Here is a 19,707-nt window from a genome sequence, read left to right as displayed (position 1 = left end):
CTCAGGATTAAATAAAGAAGAAGCTCCATTATAAAATGGAGCTCCCTCTTATCGGCTTTTATTATTCGATTGCTGATATGAGATGCATCTTTCTATAAATTCCAGAACCTCTTCTGAAATGGGGTATAGTCCGGTTTCTTCAGATGGTTTTCTCCGAATCTCCCAAAACTTATCCATTAACCCTTCATCTCCTTTAAACGTATCATTCGACAGATCCATTAATTCAGAGGCAATTCGATTCCCTTCCTCAGATTCAGGAGATATCCTGTGTTTGATACACAACTCAATCCTCCTGAGCAACGAAACGTACTTCTGAGTTGACCGGTCTCCCCCTTCAAGGCTCGGCATAACTTCTTTCAAGAATTGTCTTTCATCCTCCTCAAAGTAGTCAATCCATTTGCTCGAGCTTTCTTGCGGCCTCTGAACCAAATAAGATATCTGCTCCCAAGACAGGGATTCATCTATATCTAACATATTAATCAAGGAAACCGTATTTGAGATGTTAGCTTGAAGCTTAGTGAGCTGCTCTTGTAAGTGATTATGATGGGATACCAAAATTTGTTTATAAGATATTTTGTCCAGTACATATTGAATATCCTCTAGTGACAGTGAGAGGGTTTTAAGGATGATGATTTTCTCCAATTTAAAGAGATCCTCTTCTGAATAGTATCTTCGTCCATTTTCATCCTTGTAGCTTGGGGTAAGGAGGCTGATTTGATCGTAATATCGAAGAGTGCGAACGGAGATATTCCTTTCTTTAGCTACTTGTCCAGTGGTCCACCGGTTCATTTTATTCCTCCTTCACTTTTGCTTGCAGGTGACGTAACGTCATCATTTACAGTCAAATTATACCATGAACAGAAAAGAGGAATGCCAAATGAGCTGGAAAGAAAGGGATAAATGGGGATGGCGGGAATTTATCTTGCTGATGATTTTAGAATTTGGAGTCGTTATCGGTATTATAAAGTTCTTCATAAAGCCTTTGTATTCTCAATGGTTTAAAGATGAATTATATGCAGGAACGTTAATGGGTTTAACGATAGCGATTGTTATAATAATAGGCGTCTATTTCATCGCTCTTCGCCCAAGAAAGCTTTCATGGCGAGAAGTGGGAATCCGGCCATTTGACAAAAAGGATTGGAAGTTAATTATTTTACTCTCTCTCCTCTTATTGGCAGGCGCTATAATCGTAATGTCCCTCACTAGCTTGATAGGAAATTCATATGAGAATGGCAAAACCGAAGCCATCCAGAAGAATCTAGCTATTCATACGATCATCATCGCCTTTATTTCTGCCGCTATTATCTCCCCTATCTATGAGGAAATCTTCTATCGCGGCTTCCTCTATCGCTGGCTACGGACACGTTTGGGGCTAATTGCAGCACTCATTCTTAGCTCACTCATTTTTTCGATCGTTCATATCCCAACCTATAATGTGATGCCCGTAAATTTTTTGAGCGGAGTCATTTTCGCGTGGGCATATGAACGAACAAGCTCTGTCTGGCCGCCAGTTATCATTCATGGGCTGACAAATGGACTGATGGTACTCCTGACTGTAACTGGATAAATGAAAACACAATCAATGCAGACAAGGAAGATGAGCAATTCTATCATCGAATTGCCCATCTTTTCTTGCTTTATCGATGGCTAAAAACAGGATGTCTCTTCTCGATAAAAGCCTGAATACCTTCCTTCACGTCCTCTGTTTCAAACACTTCCTTAAACAATTTTGCTTCAAGCGCCAATCCTTCGTCTATTGGTTTCTCCTGCCCAACATTTACTGCTTCTTTAATCCTCCTGAGTGATTGCAGGGAGTGACGGCCAATCTTGGCGGCCATCTTCAAGACATCCTCCATCCCTTGATCAGCGATTTTGTTGATGATGCCTAGATGGAGAGCTTCCTCTGCCGTGATGGAATTACCGGTAAACATCAATTCCTTCGCCTTTGCCTCCCCAATCAGGCGCGGAAGACGCTGGGTACCTCCACCTCCCGGGAATAACCCAAGCTTCACTTCAGGCAGACCAAGCTGGATCTCATTTGCCGAAATCCGGATGTCACAGGCAAGCGCCAGCTCCAGCCCGCCGCCTAGTGTATGGCCATTCAAATAAGCAATCGTTGGTTTAGGAAATGAGTTTATCACACGGAAGACTTCTCCCTTCTTGCTTGATTGTTCAGGTTGAGCGCCTTCCATCATTTGCGGGAATTCCTTAATATCCGCTCCTGCCATGAATGCTTTTTCACCCTTGCCAGTCAAAATAACGCAGACAACATCATCTGATTGCTCAAGTTCCGCAAAAGCCTCGCATAATTCTGCTGCCACCTGATGGCTCAGCACATTCATTGGCGGATTATCAATCGTGACTATGGCCGTATTCGCTAATTTCTCTACCTCAATCACTGTATACATGCCTTCTCCCCCCTTTTATTTTGGCTGCATGCGAATAGCGCCATCCAACCGGATTGTCTCTCCGTTTAGCATCGGATTTTCGATAATGCTTTTTGCGAGCATTGCATATTCCTCGGGATAACCGAGCCTTGACGGGAATGGAACCATTGCGCCAAGCGCATTCCTGGCCATTTCAGGTAGTCCGCCAAAAAGAGGAGTATCAATGAGTCCTGGAGCAACGGTCATGACGCGAACTCCGCTTCTGGCAAGGTCCCGAGCGAGCGGTAGGGTCATTCCGACTATGCCCCCTTTTGATGCACTATAAGCTGCTTGTCCGATTTGACCTTCAAAAGCGGCAACAGAGGCCGTATTGATAATAACCCCCCGTTCTCCCTCTTCATTCGGGTCATTCTTGATCATTTGTTCTGCGGCAAGACGAATGACATTGAATGTGCCAACCAAATTCACTTCAATGACCTTCTTGAAACGGCCGAGGTCATGCACCTTATCCTTTGAAACAACCTTTTCACCTACCCCGATGCCCGCACAATTGATGACTGTATTAAGTAAACCAAACTGATTGATGCCGTCCTTTATCGCTTGGGTAACCTCATCTTCACTAGTGACATCCGCTTTTTTGAATAACACGTTGTGATTCCCCAACTTTTCAGCAAGAGCATGTCCCTTCTCTTCATTTTGATCGATGATGATCGCTTTCCCGCCGCTTTCAACAATCAATTCAACTGTCGCTTTCCCTAACCCGGATGCCCCGCCAGTCACCAATGCCGTAACCTCATTAAATTTCATTTTTCAGCCTCCCTCATTTTTGGATATCATGTTAAGCGTTCAAGGATTGTTGCATTGGCCATTCCGGCCCCTTCACAAATGGCCTGAAGCCCATATTTCCCGCCTGTCCGCTCTAGCTCATGCATGAGGGTAGTCATGACGCGCGCCCCGCTCGCACCAAGCGGATGGCCAAGGGCAATCGCTCCTCCATTCACGTTCAGCTTATTCAAATCAGCACCAATTTCATCAAGCCAGGCCAGCGGCACAGGCGCAAATGCCTCATTCACTTCATATAAATCCATGTCTTCTATAGACAAACCCGCCTTCTCCAAAACCATTCTCGTAGCCTCAATCGGACCTGTAAGCATAAGTGTTGGATCAGAACCGACGACCGTACGGGCAACAAGCTTGAAACGAGGCTTTAATCCTAGTTCCAATGCTTTCTCCTTCGACATCACCAACACGACTGCTGCTCCATCACTCATTTGACTCGCATTCCCCGCATGGATGATCCCATCTTCCTTGAAGGCTGCCGGAAGGGACGCAAGCTTCTCAAGAGAGGTTCCCCTTCGCGGACCTTCGTCTTGAGTGATAAGTGTCTTGGTTCCATCTTCTTCTGTGACCTCAATCGGCATGATTTCTCTGTCAAAACGTCCTTCATTCTGGGCATGAATCGCACGCTGATGACTTAGTAAAGAAAACTCATCCAGTTGCGTGCGGTCATATCCCCATTTCGAAGCAATCCTTTCTGCTGATAGTCCTTGGTTAATTAATTCATATCGCTCTGAAAGCAGCGGACTTGGTCGTGATTCCCTTCTTGTTGACCCCATCGGAACCCTAGTCATACTTTCCACTCCACCCGCGATGACAATATCCATATCGCCTGAGAGGACAGCCTGGGCAGCAAAGTGAATGGCCTGCTGGCTTGAGCCGCATTGCCGGTCAATGGTCGTTCCCGGCACCTTGATTGGAAAATCAGCCGCCAACGCGGCAGAACGCGCAATATTAAGACCTTGTTCTTCCACCTGAGAAACACAGCCGATAATGACGTCTTCAACCAATTCTGACGAAATACCCGCTCGTTTAACAAGTTCCCTTAACGCATAGCTCAGCAGGTCATCCGGCCTGATATCCTTGAAAACTCCTTTTCTCTTTCCTACTGGCGTTCTTACCGCTTCTACGATTACTGCTTCTCTCATCTGTTCGTTCCCCTTTATAAGCCGATTTTTTTAGCAATTATTTGCTTCATGATTTCATTTGTTCCAGCATAAATGGATGTGACGGCAATATCACGGTAACGCCTGGCAATGGCATACTCCTCCATGAAGCCATAACCCCCATGCAGCTGCATGCAATTCGCAACAAGTCGCTTAGCCATGTCCGTCACCCACCATTTAGCCATGCTAACCTCTGTGACGACATCCTCTCCGTCCATATGACGGACAATCAAATCATCAATAAAGGACCGGCCCAGCGCGACCTCTGTCGCCATCTCAGCGATTTTAAATTGTGTGTTTTGAAGCTTGCTAATCGGCTTTCCAAAAGCCTCCCGCTGCTTGACATAGTCAATTGTTATTCGCAAGGACTCCTCCGCCGCTGCTATTGCTTGGATGGCGCACATCAGCCTTTCTTGCTGGAGCTTCTCCATCAGGTAATAAAACCCTTTGTTTTCTTCCCCTAATAGATTGTCAGCTGGCACTCTCGCATCCTCAAAGATTAGTTCAGACGTATCACCTGCCGGCTGGCCGATTTTCTCTAATTTTTTGCCCCGGATAAATCCTGGAGTACCTTCCTCAACAACAATCAAGCTGATTCCCTTATGGCCGGCGCTCGGGTCTGTCTTGCAAGCGACGATGACAAGCCCGGCTCTCAGCCCATTGGAGATGAAGGTTTTCTCACCGGTAATGATATAATGGTCTCCATCACGCACGGCCCTTGTCTGCAGATTGCCAAGGTCTGAGCCTGTTCCCGGCTCTGTCATGGCAATGGCTGTCGACCATTCACCCGTGATGCATTTCGGGATCCATCGCTTACGCTGCTCTTCCGTGCCCAAATCATATAAATAGGGAACGATAATATCATTATGTAAAACACAGCCGCCAATCCCGCTTTCCACCCGCTCAAATTCTTCTGCCAAAATGACGGAATAAATGAAGTCAGCATTGAATCCGCCATATTTCTCATCTGCCCATGGCACGAGAAATCCTTGATCCCCCATTTTTTTAAAGAAGTCATCCGGCACGCTTTTCTGCTTTGTCCACTCTCGGTAATAGGGGATAACCTCTTTTTGCAAAAACCTGCGGACTGAATCCCGAAAAATCAGATGCTCTTCCTTTAAATAACTGGCCATATATATTGGCTCCTTTGCTCTGGAATGGATAAGAAGTTTACACTAGTTCATGATGCAAGTTCCGTGCCAATCACCCTTCCATGTTATATAAGACGAAGTAAGACTGCATTGTCTGAAATTAGGACAGTCCGAGGCAGCTTGTGTAGAAATAGAGAAAAGGGCAGGAAACCTTCCCACCCACCCTTTCGGACATTATTTAACCAGAATGGCTGATTGTTCATTCATTTTTGTGATAGCTTGTGCATATTCATCCCGAAGCGTCTCCACTAATTCTGCCACCGGCTTTACGTCCTTAATCGAGCCGACTCCTTGGCCGGCAGACCAGATATCTTTCCAAGCTTTTGACTCTTTCTCATTTTCTGCATGAACGACCTTAATCTCCCCGGTTTTTTCAAGTTGATCAGGATCATACCCGGCACGCTCAATGCTTGGGATCAAATAATTAGCCCGGACACCGCTGAGGGCATCAGTATAGAGGATGTCATGCGCCGTTGATTGGATGAGCATTTCTTTATAGGCTTCGACTGCATTCGCTTCCTCTGTCGCGATGAATCTAGTGCCCATGTAAGCAAAATCTGCCCCGAGCATTTGGGCCGCAGCAATTTCCTGCCCGTTCGAAATAGTTCCTGAAAGAATGATGACGCCATCAAAAAACTGTCTGACTTCTGCGACAAACGCAAATGGGTTCAAGGTGCCACCGTGGCCGCCTGCTCCATTGCAGACAAGAATGAGTCCATCGACCCCGGCTTCAATCGCCTTTTTGGCATGCGTAATGCTAATGACATCCGAGAAGACGGCCCCACCATACTCATGGACGACCTCTACTTCCTTGACCGGTTTTCCGAGAGAGGTAATCACTAATGGTACCTTATATTTCTTGATGGAAGCTAAATCTTCCTCATAACGCGGGTTCGTATGATGAACGATAAGATTGACACCCCACGGGGCAAGCTTACGCCCTTCTGTTGCCTTGTTTTCCTCTTCAATGGTTTGGGTGATGTGCTCAAACCATTGTTCAAGCTCTTCATTCGTGCGCGCATTTAATGTAGGAAAAGTCCCAATCACTCCTGCTCGCATGCTTGCCAGCACCATTTCTGTCTTTGATACGATAAACATCGGTGCCACAATTACAGGTAACGTTAAATCATCTTTTAGCTTCTTTAATACATCTGTCTTCATTCTTCCTTCCACCCTTTCTACATAGCCATTTCTTTATTCTTTCAATAACGGCATCTTATATTTTTTTAATTTGTCATATAAAACCGAACGGCTGATTCCGAGTAAAATACAAGCCTTACTCTTGTTCCCGCCGGAAATCTCAAGCGCTCTTTGAATCGCGAATTGCTCCGCCTTTTCTAAAAGAGGCAGCTCACTAACCTCCTCTTCCTCCTGCAGGAAAATATCATAGCCAGCCTTCTTCAGCACATAATCCGGCAAGTCCTCCAAACGGACCTTGCCATTTTCAGCAAAAATCATGGCCCTCTCCCATACATTTCGAAGCTCCCGAATATTTCCGGGCCAATCATAATCCATGATGGCTTGTTCAAAGAGGGGCTCCCATCCTGTTATGCTTGTTCCGTTTTGGCGGTTAAACTCCTGGATAAAGGATTCACTCAGGAGAAGGATATCCTTTTTTCTTTTTCTGAGAGGAGGGATTTCAAAGGAAATGACATTGAGCCGGTAAAACAAGTCCTCCCTAAACGTCCCCTCTGCCACCATTTTCTCAAGCGGTCGGTTTGTGGCCGTGATAATTCTGACATCCACCTTGATTCGCTCGGTTCCGCCAACCCGATAAAATTCCCTCTCCTGCAGCACGCGCAGCAGTTTAGCTTGAATGGAGAGGGACATATCCCCTATTTCATCAAGAAAAAGAGTGCCGCCATGCGCCATATCAAATTTACCAATCTTTCCTTTATGCTTCGCACCCGTAAAGGCGCCGTCCTCATAACCAAAAAACTCTGATTCAAGCAAATGCTCTGGAATGGCTGCGCAATTTACGGTAATGAAGGGGCCTTTGCTATTCATACTGGAGCTATGGAGCGCATGGGCGAATAATTCCTTTCCAGTCCCGCTCTCTCCATAGATGAGGATGGTCGTTTTGCTTTTGGCTGCCTTGATTCCGCTGCGGATAAGCTTGTCCATTTGCTTGTCATTGGATAGAATCTCATTAAAGGTGAAGCGGGATTTCTCCATCCCTTCCCTTTTAGAGGTCTCCTTTTGCCCATCCTCCGCACTCTTGAACGCCTCTCGCACCTCATGTAACTGACGGTAGACAATCTTGCCGATTGCTCCGATGATTTTCTCGCCTTGATAGACCGGGATTCTGTGGACAAGATAATTAATTCCCTTCACTTCCATGAAATCGCTTACTTCAGCAACCCCTGTATTCATCACTTGTGAAAGCTTAAGATGAGGAAGAACCATATCAATCTTCGTTTTCTCTTTCAGCCCCTGTTCCAGTTCGAACAACTCTGTTAAGGAAGGGCTAATGAAGGTGATTTCCTCTGCTTCATTAATCATAACCAACCCGTCGTAGGCATTATGGATTACTGATTTCAGAAGGGTCTCCCACTTTTTCTGGGATTCCAGCTCAGCGGATAGTTTCTCAAGCTCTGAGACGTTTTGAAACAGGGCAATATAGCCTTCTTTTTCTTCATCGATGCTATATTTCGACAGCCGTACAATATAATGCTGCTTGTATAATACTAGTGGAAAATGGGACTCACGCTTATCATCACGCTTGCTGAAAGGAGGAATAAACGCTTCCATGTCTTCACCAATAATCTCATTCATCGGCCGCCCAATCATCTCGGCACATTTCTCATTCGCAAAAATGATTTTCCCCTGTTCATTTGTCATGATCGCCCCAAGATTAGATGTATCCATGACTTTCTCGAGCTGACTTTTCAAGATTTGCGTTTCCTTCACATAATTCATGACCGCATTTGCTTTCGTAAAAAGCCCAACCGGTTTACCGCTTTTATTGATGATGATGCCAGTACCGACCCGGCTCTTTGCGATCATCGTCTCTAATAATTCAGAATCAACGTCCTCAAGAACAGTCCCGACTGCCTTTTTTATGTAGTCGCTAATCGGCGTATCCTTCGATACATCTGAAAGGATCATTTGATACATCGAGCTTCTCGTAAAAACCCCAATTAGCTTCCCTGAATGATTGGTGACGGGTACTGTGTTCCATTTCTGGCTGTACATGATGTTAATGGCTTCCTCTAATGTGTTCGTCGGTGATAGACAATGTTCCAATGGACTCATAATGTCTTTTACCGATTTAATGTTTCATCTCTCCTTTCTCGTTGTATATCTTATTAGGTTCAACAGATGCCTAGTGAACTCCTTTTTTTGTCGGCAAAAATAGAAATAGAGCAGGTTCATGTCGCGAAAAAGCGAGAATGAACCTGCTCCTGCAAGTTTAGGATTGAATGGTCTTCCGGTCACGTTCCTTCAAGACAGTCTTTAAAATCTTCCCGGTTCCGGACTTTGGAATCTCCTCGATAAAGCAGACAAAATCAGGAACCTTATATTCGGCTAGCTTGCCAGCACAATAAGCCTTCACTTCCTCCTCGGTTAAATTCGGTGTCTTCTTATTGATATACGCAACCGTCTTCTCACCGAAAATCTCATCCGGACGGCCAATCACCGAGCACTCTAGAATATCCGGATGCTCATACAGCACTTCCTCGAGCTCTCGCGGATAGATGTTGAAGCCCCCGCGGATGATCATATCCTTTTTTCGGTCAACGATGAAATGATATCCTTCTTCATCATAATAGGCGAGGTCTCCCGTATACAGCCAGCCATCCTTAATCGTATTCTCTGTTTCGTCCGGCTTCTTATAATATCCCTTCATCATATTCGGACCCCGGAATATAATTTCACCAACCTGATGCGGAGCCGTCTCCATTCCTTCTGGGTCGACAATTTTCAATTCCACTCCTGGCAGAGGCATTCCGACTGATTTGATTTTTTTCGGAAGGTCGCGCGGAGTGGTCATCAGCATCACCGTACTTTCAGTCAGTCCATACCCTTCCCCAATATCAACGCCGAGAGACTGATTCGCTTTTTGGAGAATTTCAGCAGGAAGGCTAGCGCCTCCGCAGCCGGCAATTCTGAGATGAGAGAAATCATGCTCATTAATTTTCGGGTTTCTCAAGAAGAGAGCGTACATCGTCGGTACCCCAAGGAAGACGGTAATCTTTTCATTTGCTAATTTCTCAAGCGTGTCGACTGGATGAAACCTCTCCTCTAAATAGATGGCAGCGCCATGGGATATCGGCGAAAGAAATCCTTGCAGCTTCGCATAGGCATGAAACAAAGGTAAAACACATAAGACTCGATCCTTTGATGAAAGCTGATTGGTGACAGCAGCCGCGATGGACATCCAATTCAAATTGTCATGAGTAATCATAGCCCCCTTCGGATGACCAGTTGTCCCTGATGTGTAAATGATTTGGGCAACTGAATCAGACGGAAGCGGCACAGCATGCGATATTTTGGATTTGGAGCTCAGTCCATGCCATTCCATAAACGGCAAATTTTCTTCTGTTCCATAATAGAAAATCTCACGGATATACTTAAACTCACTCTTTGCATTTTCAATTACCGGCCGGGTTAATTCCTCCATAACCAAAAGCTCAGACTCCGAATTATTGATGATATAGGAGGTTTCTTTTTCCTTAAAGGTTGGATTAATCGGGACAACTGTTCCGCCATTTGCCAATACGGCGAAATAGGTAATAATATATTCCGGCCGATTGGTCATCATCAACGCTACCTTCGTTCCATTCTTCACTCCATGCTCCTTCAAGCCAGCGGCATGGGAATAGACGCTATCAAGCAAATCCCGATAATTTATGGATGACCCGCGGAAATGGAGCGCAGGCTTGTTCGGCAGCCTAGATGCTGTGCTTTCAAGCAATTCAACAATATTCATTGATTCCCCTCCTAAGGATCAAATCAGACTCTTACTTTTACACCAAGGACTTCCTTGCAAACAGCCGTGATGACGTCCTCCGGTATACGGAAAGCTTGACCGGATGGATCGTTTTGAACAGCAGAAATTATCTCTTCCATATCGACCTCATCTATTTCATATTCAGAGAAATCATCCGGCAAGTTGACTGATTGGCGGAGGGCAATAATCTCATTGATGCATTGCTCTAGACATTCCTCCGGAGATTCAGGAATTTCTTTCATGCCAAATGAATGGGCAAACTCCTTTACCTTCGGCAAGTATAGCGGAGCCAAATGCTTCATGACCGATGGCATTAGCACTGCATTCGCCAAGCCATGCGGTATGCCATATTTGGCGCCAAGGGCATGGGCCATATTATGGATTGGCAGATTAGAAAAGGCGAGGGCAAAGCTCGTGATAGCCATTGCGCTTGCCTGGAGCATATTTGCTCTCGCTTCGCGATTCTCTCCATCAGACACCGCAGTTGGCAGATTATCTCGTATCATTTTCGCTGAATGAAGAGCAAAAGCATCGGCCATGGCATTTGACTTATTGGAGAAATATCCCTCAACCGCATGGGTCAATGCATCCATTCCGGTAAATGCCGTGATCTTCGGCGGAAGCCCAATTGTCAATTCCGGATCTAGAATCGCAATATCCGAATTGATGAAAGGATTCAAAAGATTGCATTTCACGCCAAGCCTTTCATTCAGGACAACTGAAATGCCCGAGATCTCCGCACCGGTCCCAGCAGTGGTAGCTATCGAAATATGAGGAATTCCCATATGAGTGGCATCTGGCCAGACCTCAAGCACATTGCCTGCCAGCGCTTCCTCAATCCGATTCACATTTTTGTGGATACACCATTTGATTGCCTTGGCCGTGTCAAGAACCGACCCGCCGCCTATGGCAATCAGTGAATCCCCATTGCATTCCTTAAAATAGCTCAGGCCATTATTGATGTTTGACGATTTCGCGTCTTGTGTTACATCATCAAATACACCTGCCAGCTGAATACCTGGGACCATCTCAAATAGCCGTTCAATTTTCTTTGTCAGTCCTGCTTGCGTCAGGCCCTTATCCGAATACAGTACAGGCCGCCTGCCTCCAAGCGCGTGAATCAAGTCTGGGACGAGGATATGTGTTCCTGCACCGCTTCGAATATTGGAACGATGCGTAAATTCATAGTACGAGGTCTTTTTCATCGTATCTCTCCATTCCTTTTATTATTAAAAAATCAGTCCCAGTGCCTGACGCTGCTTATTCTCGGTGGTAAGGGAGGTAATGATGCTTTTTAGTTCCGTATATTCGTTAAACACCTGCATGCCAAGCTCACGTCCGAGACCACTTTCCTTATATCCGCCAAACGGGGCATCATTACGGAAGACATGCCACTCATTGACCCACACCGTTCCTGCCTCAAGTTTTGTGGCGATCTCATTTGCGGTTGTTACGTCCCTTGACCAGATACCAGCAGACAAGCCATAGTTCGTGTCATTAGCAATATTGATTGCTTCATCAATCTCTTTATATTTCATCACGCAGAGGACAGGACCGAAAATTTCCTCTTGTGCAATCCGCATATCATTCGTGACATCCGCAAAGATCGTCGGCTCAATATAATAGCCATTATCGAGACCAGGACCTTCAGCTCGCTTGCCTCCGCATACAAGACGGGCGCCCTCATCCTTCCCTGATTCGATATAATCCAAAACCTTATTCATTTGCTTCTCGGAAATGACTGGCCCCATCCCTGTGCTTGGGTCAAGCGGATGGCCTAATTTTATTTTTTCCGTCATGGCGGCTAATTGCTCGATTACCGGCTCGTATATACTTTCATGGACAAGAACACGCGTGCTCGCCTCGCATACCTGGCCGGCATGGAAGAACACGCCCAGCAATACACCTGGTATCGTCAGCTCAAAATCAGCATCCGGCAAGACGATGGCCGCTGCCTTACCGCCCAGCTCGAGGGTGACCTTCTTAACCGTGGAAGCTGATTGTTCCATGATTTTCTTCCCAATTTCTGTAGAACCGGTGAATGCCACCTTCCTGATATCAGGATGCTTAACCAATGCTTCGCCCACCTCTGAGCCAAGACCGGTGATAACATTAAAGACCCCCTTTGGCAAACCGGCTTCAATCGCTAATTCAGCCAGTTTCAGTGTCCCAAGCGGTGTGTCAGATGCCGGCTTCACGATGATGGAATTGCCCATCGCAATCGCCGGAGCGATCTTCCACATCGCCAGCACGAGCGGGAAGTTAAATGGAGTGATTGCCGCCACGACACCAAGCGGCTCTCGAACGAGCTGGGTTCGATTCGGGCCAAACGTCTCCATGACCGGCAGATGCTCTGTCATCTCATACTTCAAGGACATATTTGCTGTCTGCTGCAAACACAGAATCAGCTGCATGATGTCTGCCCCGCCAATCTTCCGAACCGTTGCACCTGTACTAATTCCCTCTAGGTAGATAAGCTCTTGGGCATGCTCCTTGATCTTCCCGGCAAAACTCAGCATGATTTGCGTCCGTTCCTTTTGAGATTTCTTCGACCAAACACCTGATTCGAAGGTTTCCTTTGCACTTTGAACAGCCATATTCACATCCTCAGCTGTCGCTTTTGATGCTTTTGCCACCACTTCTCCGTCTGCCGGGTTTAAGACATCAAAAGTCGCACCGCCACAGCCCGGTTTCCATTCACCATTAATAAATTGGGCAAATTCCTGCACTTTCGTCTCCGTGCTCATCCTATCTCCTCCTTATTCAAAAATAACATCGGTCTCATTGATTTCATCAAGGCTCTTGTCCTTTGCACGTGAGAGTACTTCAATACGGGTCGTCAGCTGCTTTAAGGCATATTCCATCGATTTGCCATCTTCAAACCCAAGGCTTGTGACATATTTGCCATCTTCGTTGACGTATACAGTTGATTCATCCCTGGCTGTCAATGCAGCCGCAATCGGCAATAATTCCTGAAGCCTCTCCTGCACCCGATCGAACAATTCCGGTTTTTCATGAATGAGGCGCTGGATCAAATAGGTTCCAAATCCAATATGCCTCCCCTCATCCCGTTTGATATTGCGGATCCCTTCCATAAGTCCAGGCATGAGATTGATTTTGGATAACCCTTCGTAAAAGAACCAATAACCTGTTTCAGCAAGAACTCCCTCGGCGAACATATTGTACGTAACAGCCGCATCCACCATCGCTTCAGGAGACTGATCATCTAGAAGCCGGCCCATCGCATTTGGGAGAATCTCATCAAACAATTGACGATAGCCAGGCCTAAGGAGATCGCTCAAATCATCCGTCACCCCTATTTCTTCTAAAAACAGACTGAAAAATTCCGCATGCTTCGCTTCTTCAAACAAAAAAGTCGTCAGATAGGTCTCCTCTTCAAACCATCCTTTTTTCGTAACAGCCATAATCATAGGGAGAATATCCGCTGTTACCGCTTCTTCCCCACCAATAAATAAAGCAATCGTACTAAGAACTTCTTGCTGCTGCGCAGGATTTAGCTTCTGCCAATCCTCCTTATCCTGTGAGAAATCAATGTCAATCGGATCCCATACACCGTGCCGTTTCGCCTTTTGATATAATCTATAAGGAAGCGAATCCTTATTAATTGATTGTTTGACCATTGCATACTCGCGCATTTCTACCCCTCCTGGATAATTGCAATTTGGTTAAAACCGACCCTTTTATAAAAGCGCTTACATTTTAGTGTTCTACCATTCTTTATTTAATGAAAGTTCCATACCAGCTTGAGTTGGAAAGACAGAATATCATCGAGTAAGCAGGATTATAAACTCTAAGATTTATCCTCCTGTTACCCCTTCCTCTGCCTGCCTCAATGCCTTTTTCAGTATTTTCCCTGCTGCATTACGCGGCAAGGCATCCAGGAACTGAACCTGTCTCGGCTTCTTATAGGAAGACAGCTGATTTTGGCAAAAGCGGATAATATCCTCTTCATTAAGCTCTGCCCCTTCTCTTTTTACGATGACCGCCTTCACGCTTTCTCCCCATTTCTCATCTGCCGCCCCGATGACTGCACATTCTTTAATGTCAGGGTGCTTTATCAGAACTTGCTCGATTTCAGCCGGATAAATATTTTCTCCGCCGCTGATGATCATGTCCTTTTTGCGGTCAACGACATAGATGAATCCTTCATCATCCATCCGCACTAAGTCTCCGCTATGAAACCAACCTCCCCTGAATGCCTCCTCTGTTGCTTCAGGATTCTTGTAATATTCCTTCATAAGCGTAGGTCCTCGGTACACAATCTCCCCAATTTCGCCAAGCGGCACATCATTCATCTGTTCATCGACCACACGAACCTCTACATTTACGACAGGCTTGCCGACTGATGTGTTCTTGCGGATGGAATCCTCGGGATTGAGACAGGTAGCGACCGGACTCATTTCTGTTTGTCCGAACGGATCGCGCAGTTCTCCATTTGGAAAATAGCGGGCAATCTTTTCCTTCAATGCGATTGAGCAGGGTGCACTGCCTGCAGAGCATCTTTTCATTGAGGTTAAATCATAGTTTCCGATATTCTCATGATCGACGAGCATTTGCCACATCGTTGGGGCCAGAAATATGAAATTAATTCTTTCCTTCTCAATCGTTTTCAGTACTTGTTCAGAATCAAATTGCTGATGTATGACAGTGGTTCCTTGGATGGGATATAAAAGCGTAGAAATAGCCGCGATGTGAAATAATGGGGCAACAATTAATTGTTTGAAATCAGGATTCAAACCAGCTGTCATGACTTGGTTCATGCCGTTAATATACAGATTGTTATGAGTCAGTACGGCCCCCTTCGGCAATCCTGTCGTGCCTGAGGTGTACATGATGAGCGCACCGTCATCCCCGTTCAGACGGTCAATTGGGACATACTCCGTTTCTTCCCCATAAATACGTTCATAGCTCAAATATCCTAATTCAGTCTCCCCGCCAATGACTACGATTTCTTGAACAAGCGGACAGCGGTCCTTAATGAGCTCAAAAGACGGAAGAAGCTTCCGGTCGATAAACAAAATCTTGCAATCTGAATTCGCAATGATATATTGCAGCTCATCACTATTGAGCCTGAAATTGATCGGCACCCCTAAGGCACCTGTCAAAGATACTCCATAAAAGATTTCTATGAAGGGAATTCCGTTAAACAGCAGGAACCCCACTTTATCGTCATAATCCACTCCCCTTCCCTGAAGCCAGCCAGCCAAATGGATTGCCCGCTCCTCTGTCTGCCGATAGGTCAATCGCTTTTCGCCGAATATGTAGGCCTCCTTATCCGGAGCTTTATGGGCACTCCTCCGTAAGTGCTCACCAATCAGCAATGATCGAGATAAGTGCAAACTGGATGTCGTCAATAATTGCCACCTCCTTACAGGATATGCGCAGCCATGTGCTGCATCTAGAAGTATAAAATGCAATATTCATGCCAGAAGGATCATTAGTCACAATAAAGGGATGAAAATAGGATGGTATCTTGCCAGAACGAGAAAGGCTCAAATACTCTGTCAGATTAGGTAGTATAAACTGTAGCTTAGAACCTACAAGCGATAAATAGATATGTGTATAAATCGGACAGACTTGTCCTCTACAAAAATCTGAGATTGTATAAAGGCTATCCTTCCGCCTCACAAAGACTAAGAATAACCTTTCATTTTATAGCGTCCTTACTGTTCTTTGGGAGGTGAACATACAGGATTTATTAATTTTAAACAAACAATTACCCATTTAAATAGTACACATAGACTTTTCTATCCTCATCATAAACAGCCTTTTAGGGGAATTTTTCTAAAAAATACTGCCCCTTCAATTGAAATTCTATCTAACAATTGAAGGGGCAGTTCACTAATAGGGTATATTTTGCACGTCTTTATGATATAAAAGAAGACGGAAAAACCAATCGTTCTTCCGTCTTATATTAGATTCTATTCCTCACCAGGGAGTTCAAATTGATCGAGCAATGCTCGCGCTTCATCTGTCGAGTTCGTGTTCATCAGCTGATTTCTCAGTTCACTTGCCCCGCGGAAGCCTTTGACATAAATCTTGAAAAAGCGTGTCAGCGGTTTGTATGGACGACGTTCAATGCTTGAGTATTGATCATGCAGGTCCAAATGCAGTCGCAGGAGATCAAGCAGCTCTTTACTGCTATGTTCCTTTGGTTCCTTCTCAAAGGCAAATGGATTTTTAAAAATGCCGCGGCCAATCATGACTCCATCCACACCATATTTCTCAGCAAGCTCCATACCTATTTGACGGTCAAGAATATCACCGTTAATAGTCAAAAGCGTATTAGGCGCCACCTCATCACGAAGCTTCTTAATCTCAGGAATCAGCTCCCAATGCGCGTCTACCTTACTCATTTCCTCTCTTGTACGAAGGTGAATGGACAGGTTCACGATATCCTGCTTCAATATATGGGTCAGCCAATCACGCCATTCATCCACTTCTGTGAAGCCAAGTCTTGTTTTCACGCTAACGGGCAAGCCCCCTGCTTTAGCGGCTTGGATGAGCTCTGCTGCAAGCTCCGGACGGCAAATCAGACCGCTTCCCTTCCCGTTTTCCGCCACATTCGGCACAGGGCACCCCATATTAATATCGATTCCCTTAAATCCGAGCTCCGCCATTCCGATGCTCATTTGACGGAAATATTCAGGCTTATCTCCCCAAATATGAGCGACAATCGGCTGTTCATCCTCTGTGAAAGTCAGCCGGCCGCGTACACTGTCCTTTCCCTCAGGATGACAATAACTCTCCGAATTGGCAAACTCCGTGAAAAATACATCCGGTCTGGCTGCCTCACTCACGACATGACGGAACACAACGTCTGTCACATCCTCCATTGGTGCCAGTATAAAAAATGGTCTCGGCAGATCGAGCCAAAAATTCTCTTTCATCGTTCTATTCAAATCCTCTCATTATACAATCAGACCCTGTCATCTCTAAAAACGACAAAAGCCTTACCTTTTATACACTTATAGCATGCCTAATAATAACTTATCAAACAGCGTTTATTTTAACATATCAATTTTACCGATTCATAGCCAAAAGTGCAAAGAGAACTGGAAAAGAAAAGATATATATAAATAAGTGCCGACCGCTGCATCGATATTTCCAAGTAGAGGGTATTTCGGGGACAACATAATCTGAGAAGTTAAATGACGCTATGGAGCAATACATAAAGTTCTACTATAATAAGCGTTACCATAGAAAAACAGGCGGGTTGAGTCCCTATATCTAGGGCTCAACCCGCCTAATGTAGTATTTCCATCGTCTATTTAGACAAAAATAATTCAATCATACTACCTTACATTTCCTTCGGAGCACCAACTCCTAATAGTCTCAATGCTTCCGCCAATACAACCGTTACACAATAAACAAGTGTCAATCGATCATTTTTATGCTCATCATCTGCCAAAATCCTTACATCGGCATAGTATTTATTGAACGTTTGAGCTAAATCAATGGCGTACTTGGCAACAAGTGATGGGTCATATTTATCGCAGGCTTTACGAATGACTTCCGGAAACTCCTGCAATTCTTTAATAATCGACCACTCTTCAACACCGCTCAGCTGAATGTCACGTTCTTCCTTCCATCCGCCTTTTCGCAGCAATGAACACGCTCTTGCATGTGTATATTGGACATATGGACCTGTTTCTCCTTCGAAACGGAGGAGTTCTTCGAGCGAGAATTCAATATCATTACATCGATAGTTTTTCAAATCGTGGAACACAACCGCACCTACACCAACGTTTTTCGCAACCTCCTCTTTATGCGCAAGCTCAGGGTTGCGTTCATTGATTGTGTTTAGAACAGTATCAATCGATTCATTCAGCACTTCCTCTAAAAGAACAACCTTCCCTTTACGGGTAGACATCTTTTTGCCGTCCTTTTGCATCATGCCAAATGGGATATGAATGACTTCATCTGCCCAATCAAATTGCATTTTCTTTAATACAGCCTTTAATTGTTTAAAGTAATGGGATTGTTCATTCCCCACTACATATAAAGCCTTGCTGAAATGGTACGTGTTTTGTCGATAATATGCAGCTGCCAAATCACGTGTGGCATAAAGGGTAGCACCATCTGATTTTCGAATAAGAGCAGGAGGAAGATCTTGGTCATCGAGCTTAACAACCTCCGCCCCATCTGATGATGTCAATAAATTCATGCGCTCTAATTGTTCAATGATGACATCCATTTTGTCATTATAAAAAGCTTCACCGGCAAAGGAATCAAATTCAATGCCCATTAAATCATAAATCCCCGAGAATTCCTTTAACGATTCATCCCTGAACCATTGCCAAAGCGCTCTCGCCTCTTCATTGCCATCCTCTAGAAGCTTGAACCATTTTCTCGCCTCATCTTCAAGTGCCGGGTTGTTTACCGCTTCATCGTGGAATTGGACATATAGCTTCAACAGCTCTTTTATCGGCTGCGCAGCAACCGCTTCTTCTGAGCCCCACTTTTTATAAGCGGTTATAAGCTTGCCAAATTGTGTCCCCCAATCACCCAAATGGTTAATCTTTACGGTCTCAAAGCCATTTTTCTGTAAAATTAAGGAAAGAGCATTCCCAATAACCGTCGAGCGCAAATGTCCCATCGAAAAAGGCTTCGCAATATTCGGTGATGACATGTCAATGGTTGCCACCTGTCCATCTCCTGCATGCTGATCGCCATAATGCTGCTTTGAGGATAAAATTTCTTCAAGCACTTCCCGGAGGACAACATCCTTTTTCAAGAAGACGTTTAAATATCCGCCGACCACTTCAATTTTCTCAAATAATGGGGAAGATATACTTCCGCTAATATCTGCAGCAATCGCCTGCGGAGCCTTCCTTCTCGTTTTAGACAACGAAAAACAAGGAAAGGCAAGATCGCCTTGATTGCTATATTTTGGTTTTTCGATTAGTTGTTCAATCTGCTCTAAACTGAGTTCATCCTTCACATTTGGATAGAGTGCTGCTGCAAATTCTTGTACGTATTTCATTCAATTCACTCCTTTTTTTATAATACAAAAAACTCCCGTCTCTATAGGAAAGAGACGAGAGTTTATGTTCCCGCGGTACCACTCTACTTGTTCAAAATTGAACCGGCTTTCTTTGCTAACGAGGTGTTATCCCCGGATATCCCTACCTTATTGTTCAGGATACCTTCTCAAAAGTGCGCTTCATAAACTCGATCACCACCAGGCT

The 19,707-nt window shown here is 45.0% G+C and carries 15 protein-coding genes, 1 pseudogene and 1 other annotated feature (1 of these 17 cut by a window edge); of the genes and pseudogenes, 2 read left to right on the top strand and 14 right to left on the bottom strand.

Going from position 1 to position 19,707, the window contains the following annotated elements; genetic code table 11:
- Positions 1 to 48 precede the first annotated feature (48 nt).
- Complete coding sequence (locus CYL18_RS04345; RefSeq protein WP_104848206.1) at positions 49 to 789, bottom strand: MerR family transcriptional regulator; 741 nt, start codon at positions 787 to 789, stop codon at positions 49 to 51.
- Positions 790 to 877: 88 nt separating this feature from the next.
- Here CYL18_RS04345 and CYL18_RS04340 point away from each other — a divergent pair, with 88 nt between their 5' ends.
- Positions 878 to 1,567, top strand: a complete 690-nt coding sequence (locus CYL18_RS04340; RefSeq protein ID WP_407984514.1) for a CPBP family intramembrane glutamic endopeptidase — start codon at positions 878 to 880, stop codon at positions 1,565 to 1,567.
- 70 nt (positions 1,568 to 1,637) lie between these two features.
- On the opposite strand, the gene CYL18_RS04335 is transcribed toward CYL18_RS04340, so the two are convergent.
- The 12 genes from CYL18_RS04335 to CYL18_RS04280 all read right to left on the bottom strand — a co-directional run bounded on the left by CYL18_RS04335 (position 1,638) and on the right by CYL18_RS04280 (position 17,406).
- A complete protein-coding gene (locus CYL18_RS04335; RefSeq protein ID WP_104848204.1) occupies positions 1,638 to 2,408 on the bottom strand; it encodes an enoyl-CoA hydratase-related protein in 771 nt (256 codons plus the stop codon).
- 15 nt (positions 2,409 to 2,423) lie between these two features.
- On the bottom strand, positions 2,424 to 3,194 hold the full coding sequence (locus CYL18_RS04330; RefSeq protein WP_104848203.1) for a 3-hydroxyacyl-CoA dehydrogenase: 771 nt from the start codon (positions 3,192 to 3,194) through the stop codon (positions 2,424 to 2,426).
- Positions 3,195 to 3,220: 26 nt separating this feature from the next.
- Positions 3,221 to 4,372 (bottom strand): thiolase family protein, encoded by a 1,152-nt coding sequence (locus tag CYL18_RS04325; RefSeq protein WP_104848202.1) that lies wholly within the window; start codon positions 4,370 to 4,372, stop codon positions 3,221 to 3,223.
- A 14-nt stretch (positions 4,373 to 4,386) separates the two neighbouring features.
- The gene (locus CYL18_RS04320) at positions 4,387 to 5,523 is read right to left on the bottom strand and encodes an acyl-CoA dehydrogenase family protein (protein ID WP_104848201.1); all 1,137 of its coding nucleotides are present in this window, start codon (positions 5,521 to 5,523) and stop codon (positions 4,387 to 4,389) included.
- 192 nt (positions 5,524 to 5,715) lie between these two features.
- On the bottom strand, positions 5,716 to 6,702 hold the full coding sequence (locus tag CYL18_RS04315) for an NAD(P)H-dependent flavin oxidoreductase (RefSeq protein WP_104848200.1): 987 nt from the start codon (positions 6,700 to 6,702) through the stop codon (positions 5,716 to 5,718).
- A gap of 33 nt (positions 6,703 to 6,735) precedes the next feature.
- On the bottom strand, positions 6,736 to 8,796 hold the full coding sequence (locus CYL18_RS04310) for a sigma-54-dependent Fis family transcriptional regulator (RefSeq protein ID WP_236636227.1): 2,061 nt from the start codon (positions 8,794 to 8,796) through the stop codon (positions 6,736 to 6,738).
- A 157-nt stretch (positions 8,797 to 8,953) separates the two neighbouring features.
- The gene (locus CYL18_RS04305; RefSeq protein ID WP_104848198.1) at positions 8,954 to 10,474 is read right to left on the bottom strand and encodes a class I adenylate-forming enzyme family protein; all 1,521 of its coding nucleotides are present in this window, start codon (positions 10,472 to 10,474) and stop codon (positions 8,954 to 8,956) included.
- A 23-nt stretch (positions 10,475 to 10,497) separates the two neighbouring features.
- Positions 10,498 to 11,700 carry an iron-containing alcohol dehydrogenase gene (locus CYL18_RS04300; protein ID WP_104848197.1) on the bottom strand — a complete coding sequence of 401 codons (1,203 nt, stop codon included), beginning with the start codon at positions 11,698 to 11,700 and terminating at the stop codon, positions 10,498 to 10,500.
- A gap of 24 nt (positions 11,701 to 11,724) precedes the next feature.
- On the bottom strand, positions 11,725 to 13,242 hold the full coding sequence (locus CYL18_RS04295) for an aldehyde dehydrogenase family protein (RefSeq protein ID WP_104848196.1): 1,518 nt from the start codon (positions 13,240 to 13,242) through the stop codon (positions 11,725 to 11,727).
- A 12-nt stretch (positions 13,243 to 13,254) separates the two neighbouring features.
- Positions 13,255 to 14,151, bottom strand: a complete 897-nt coding sequence (locus CYL18_RS04290) for a R2-like ligand-binding oxidase (protein ID WP_104848195.1) — start codon at positions 14,149 to 14,151, stop codon at positions 13,255 to 13,257.
- Between the two features lie 162 nt (positions 14,152 to 14,313).
- Positions 14,314 to 15,870 (bottom strand): acyl-CoA synthetase, encoded by a 1,557-nt coding sequence (locus CYL18_RS04285; protein WP_104848194.1) that lies wholly within the window; start codon positions 15,868 to 15,870, stop codon positions 14,314 to 14,316.
- 567 nt (positions 15,871 to 16,437) lie between these two features.
- Entirely contained in the window at positions 16,438 to 17,406 is a 969-nt protein-coding gene (locus CYL18_RS04280) for a tRNA dihydrouridine synthase (RefSeq protein ID WP_104848193.1), read from the bottom strand.
- A gap of 263 nt (positions 17,407 to 17,669) precedes the next feature.
- On the opposite strand from CYL18_RS04280, the pseudogene CYL18_RS19680 reads away from it, so the two are divergent.
- Positions 17,670 to 17,750 (top strand): annotated as a pseudogene (locus CYL18_RS19680) (hypothetical protein); the annotation flags it as partial.
- Positions 17,751 to 17,816: 66 nt separating this feature from the next.
- Here CYL18_RS19680 and argS read toward each other — a convergent pair.
- Positions 17,817 to 19,502 carry an arginine--tRNA ligase gene (argS, locus tag CYL18_RS04275; RefSeq protein WP_104848192.1) on the bottom strand — a complete coding sequence of 562 codons (1,686 nt, stop codon included), beginning with the start codon at positions 19,500 to 19,502 and terminating at the stop codon, positions 17,817 to 17,819.
- Positions 19,503 to 19,549: 47 nt separating this feature from the next.
- Positions 19,550 to 19,707 (bottom strand) — a binding site (T-box leader) (it continues 62 nt past the right edge of the window).

Origin of the sequence: Pradoshia eiseniae (genome assembly GCF_002946355.1) — a bacterium.
Classification (GTDB): Bacteria; Bacillota; Bacilli; order Bacillales; family Pradoshiaceae; genus Pradoshia; species Pradoshia eiseniae.
Note: the sequence above shows the minus strand (reverse complement) of the source record. Positions and strands in the feature narration are given on the sequence as shown.

Bases quoted from the DNA above. Each gene is read 5' to 3' on its own strand.
- CYL18_RS04345 (WP_104848206.1), bottom strand. From the start codon at position 789: ATGAACCGGTGGACCACTGGACAAGTAGCTAAAGAAAGGAATATCTCC.
- CYL18_RS04340 (WP_407984514.1), top strand. From the start codon at position 878: ATGAGCTGGAAAGAAAGGGATAAATGGGGATGGCGGGAATTTATCTTG.
- CYL18_RS04335 (WP_104848204.1), bottom strand. From the start codon at position 2,408: ATGTATACAGTGATTGAGGTAGAGAAATTAGCGAATACGGCCATAGTC.
- CYL18_RS04330 (WP_104848203.1), bottom strand. From the start codon at position 3,194: ATGAAATTTAATGAGGTTACGGCATTGGTGACTGGCGGGGCATCCGGG.
- CYL18_RS04325 (WP_104848202.1), bottom strand. From the start codon at position 4,372: ATGAGAGAAGCAGTAATCGTAGAAGCGGTAAGAACGCCAGTAGGAAAG.
- CYL18_RS04320 (WP_104848201.1), bottom strand. From the start codon at position 5,523: ATGGCCAGTTATTTAAAGGAAGAGCATCTGATTTTTCGGGATTCAGTC.
- CYL18_RS04315 (WP_104848200.1), bottom strand. From the start codon at position 6,702: ATGAAGACAGATGTATTAAAGAAGCTAAAAGATGATTTAACGTTACCT.
- CYL18_RS04310 (WP_236636227.1), bottom strand. From the start codon at position 8,796: ATGAGTCCATTGGAACATTGTCTATCACCGACGAACACATTAGAGGAA.
- CYL18_RS04305 (WP_104848198.1), bottom strand. From the start codon at position 10,474: ATGAATATTGTTGAATTGCTTGAAAGCACAGCATCTAGGCTGCCGAAC.
- CYL18_RS04300 (WP_104848197.1), bottom strand. From the start codon at position 11,700: ATGAAAAAGACCTCGTACTATGAATTTACGCATCGTTCCAATATTCGA.
- CYL18_RS04295 (WP_104848196.1), bottom strand. From the start codon at position 13,242: ATGAGCACGGAGACGAAAGTGCAGGAATTTGCCCAATTTATTAATGGT.
- CYL18_RS04290 (WP_104848195.1), bottom strand. From the start codon at position 14,151: ATGCGCGAGTATGCAATGGTCAAACAATCAATTAATAAGGATTCGCTT.
- CYL18_RS04280 (WP_104848193.1), bottom strand. From the start codon at position 17,406: ATGAAAGAGAATTTTTGGCTCGATCTGCCGAGACCATTTTTTATACTG.
- argS (WP_104848192.1), bottom strand. From the start codon at position 19,502: ATGAAATACGTACAAGAATTTGCAGCAGCACTCTATCCAAATGTGAAG.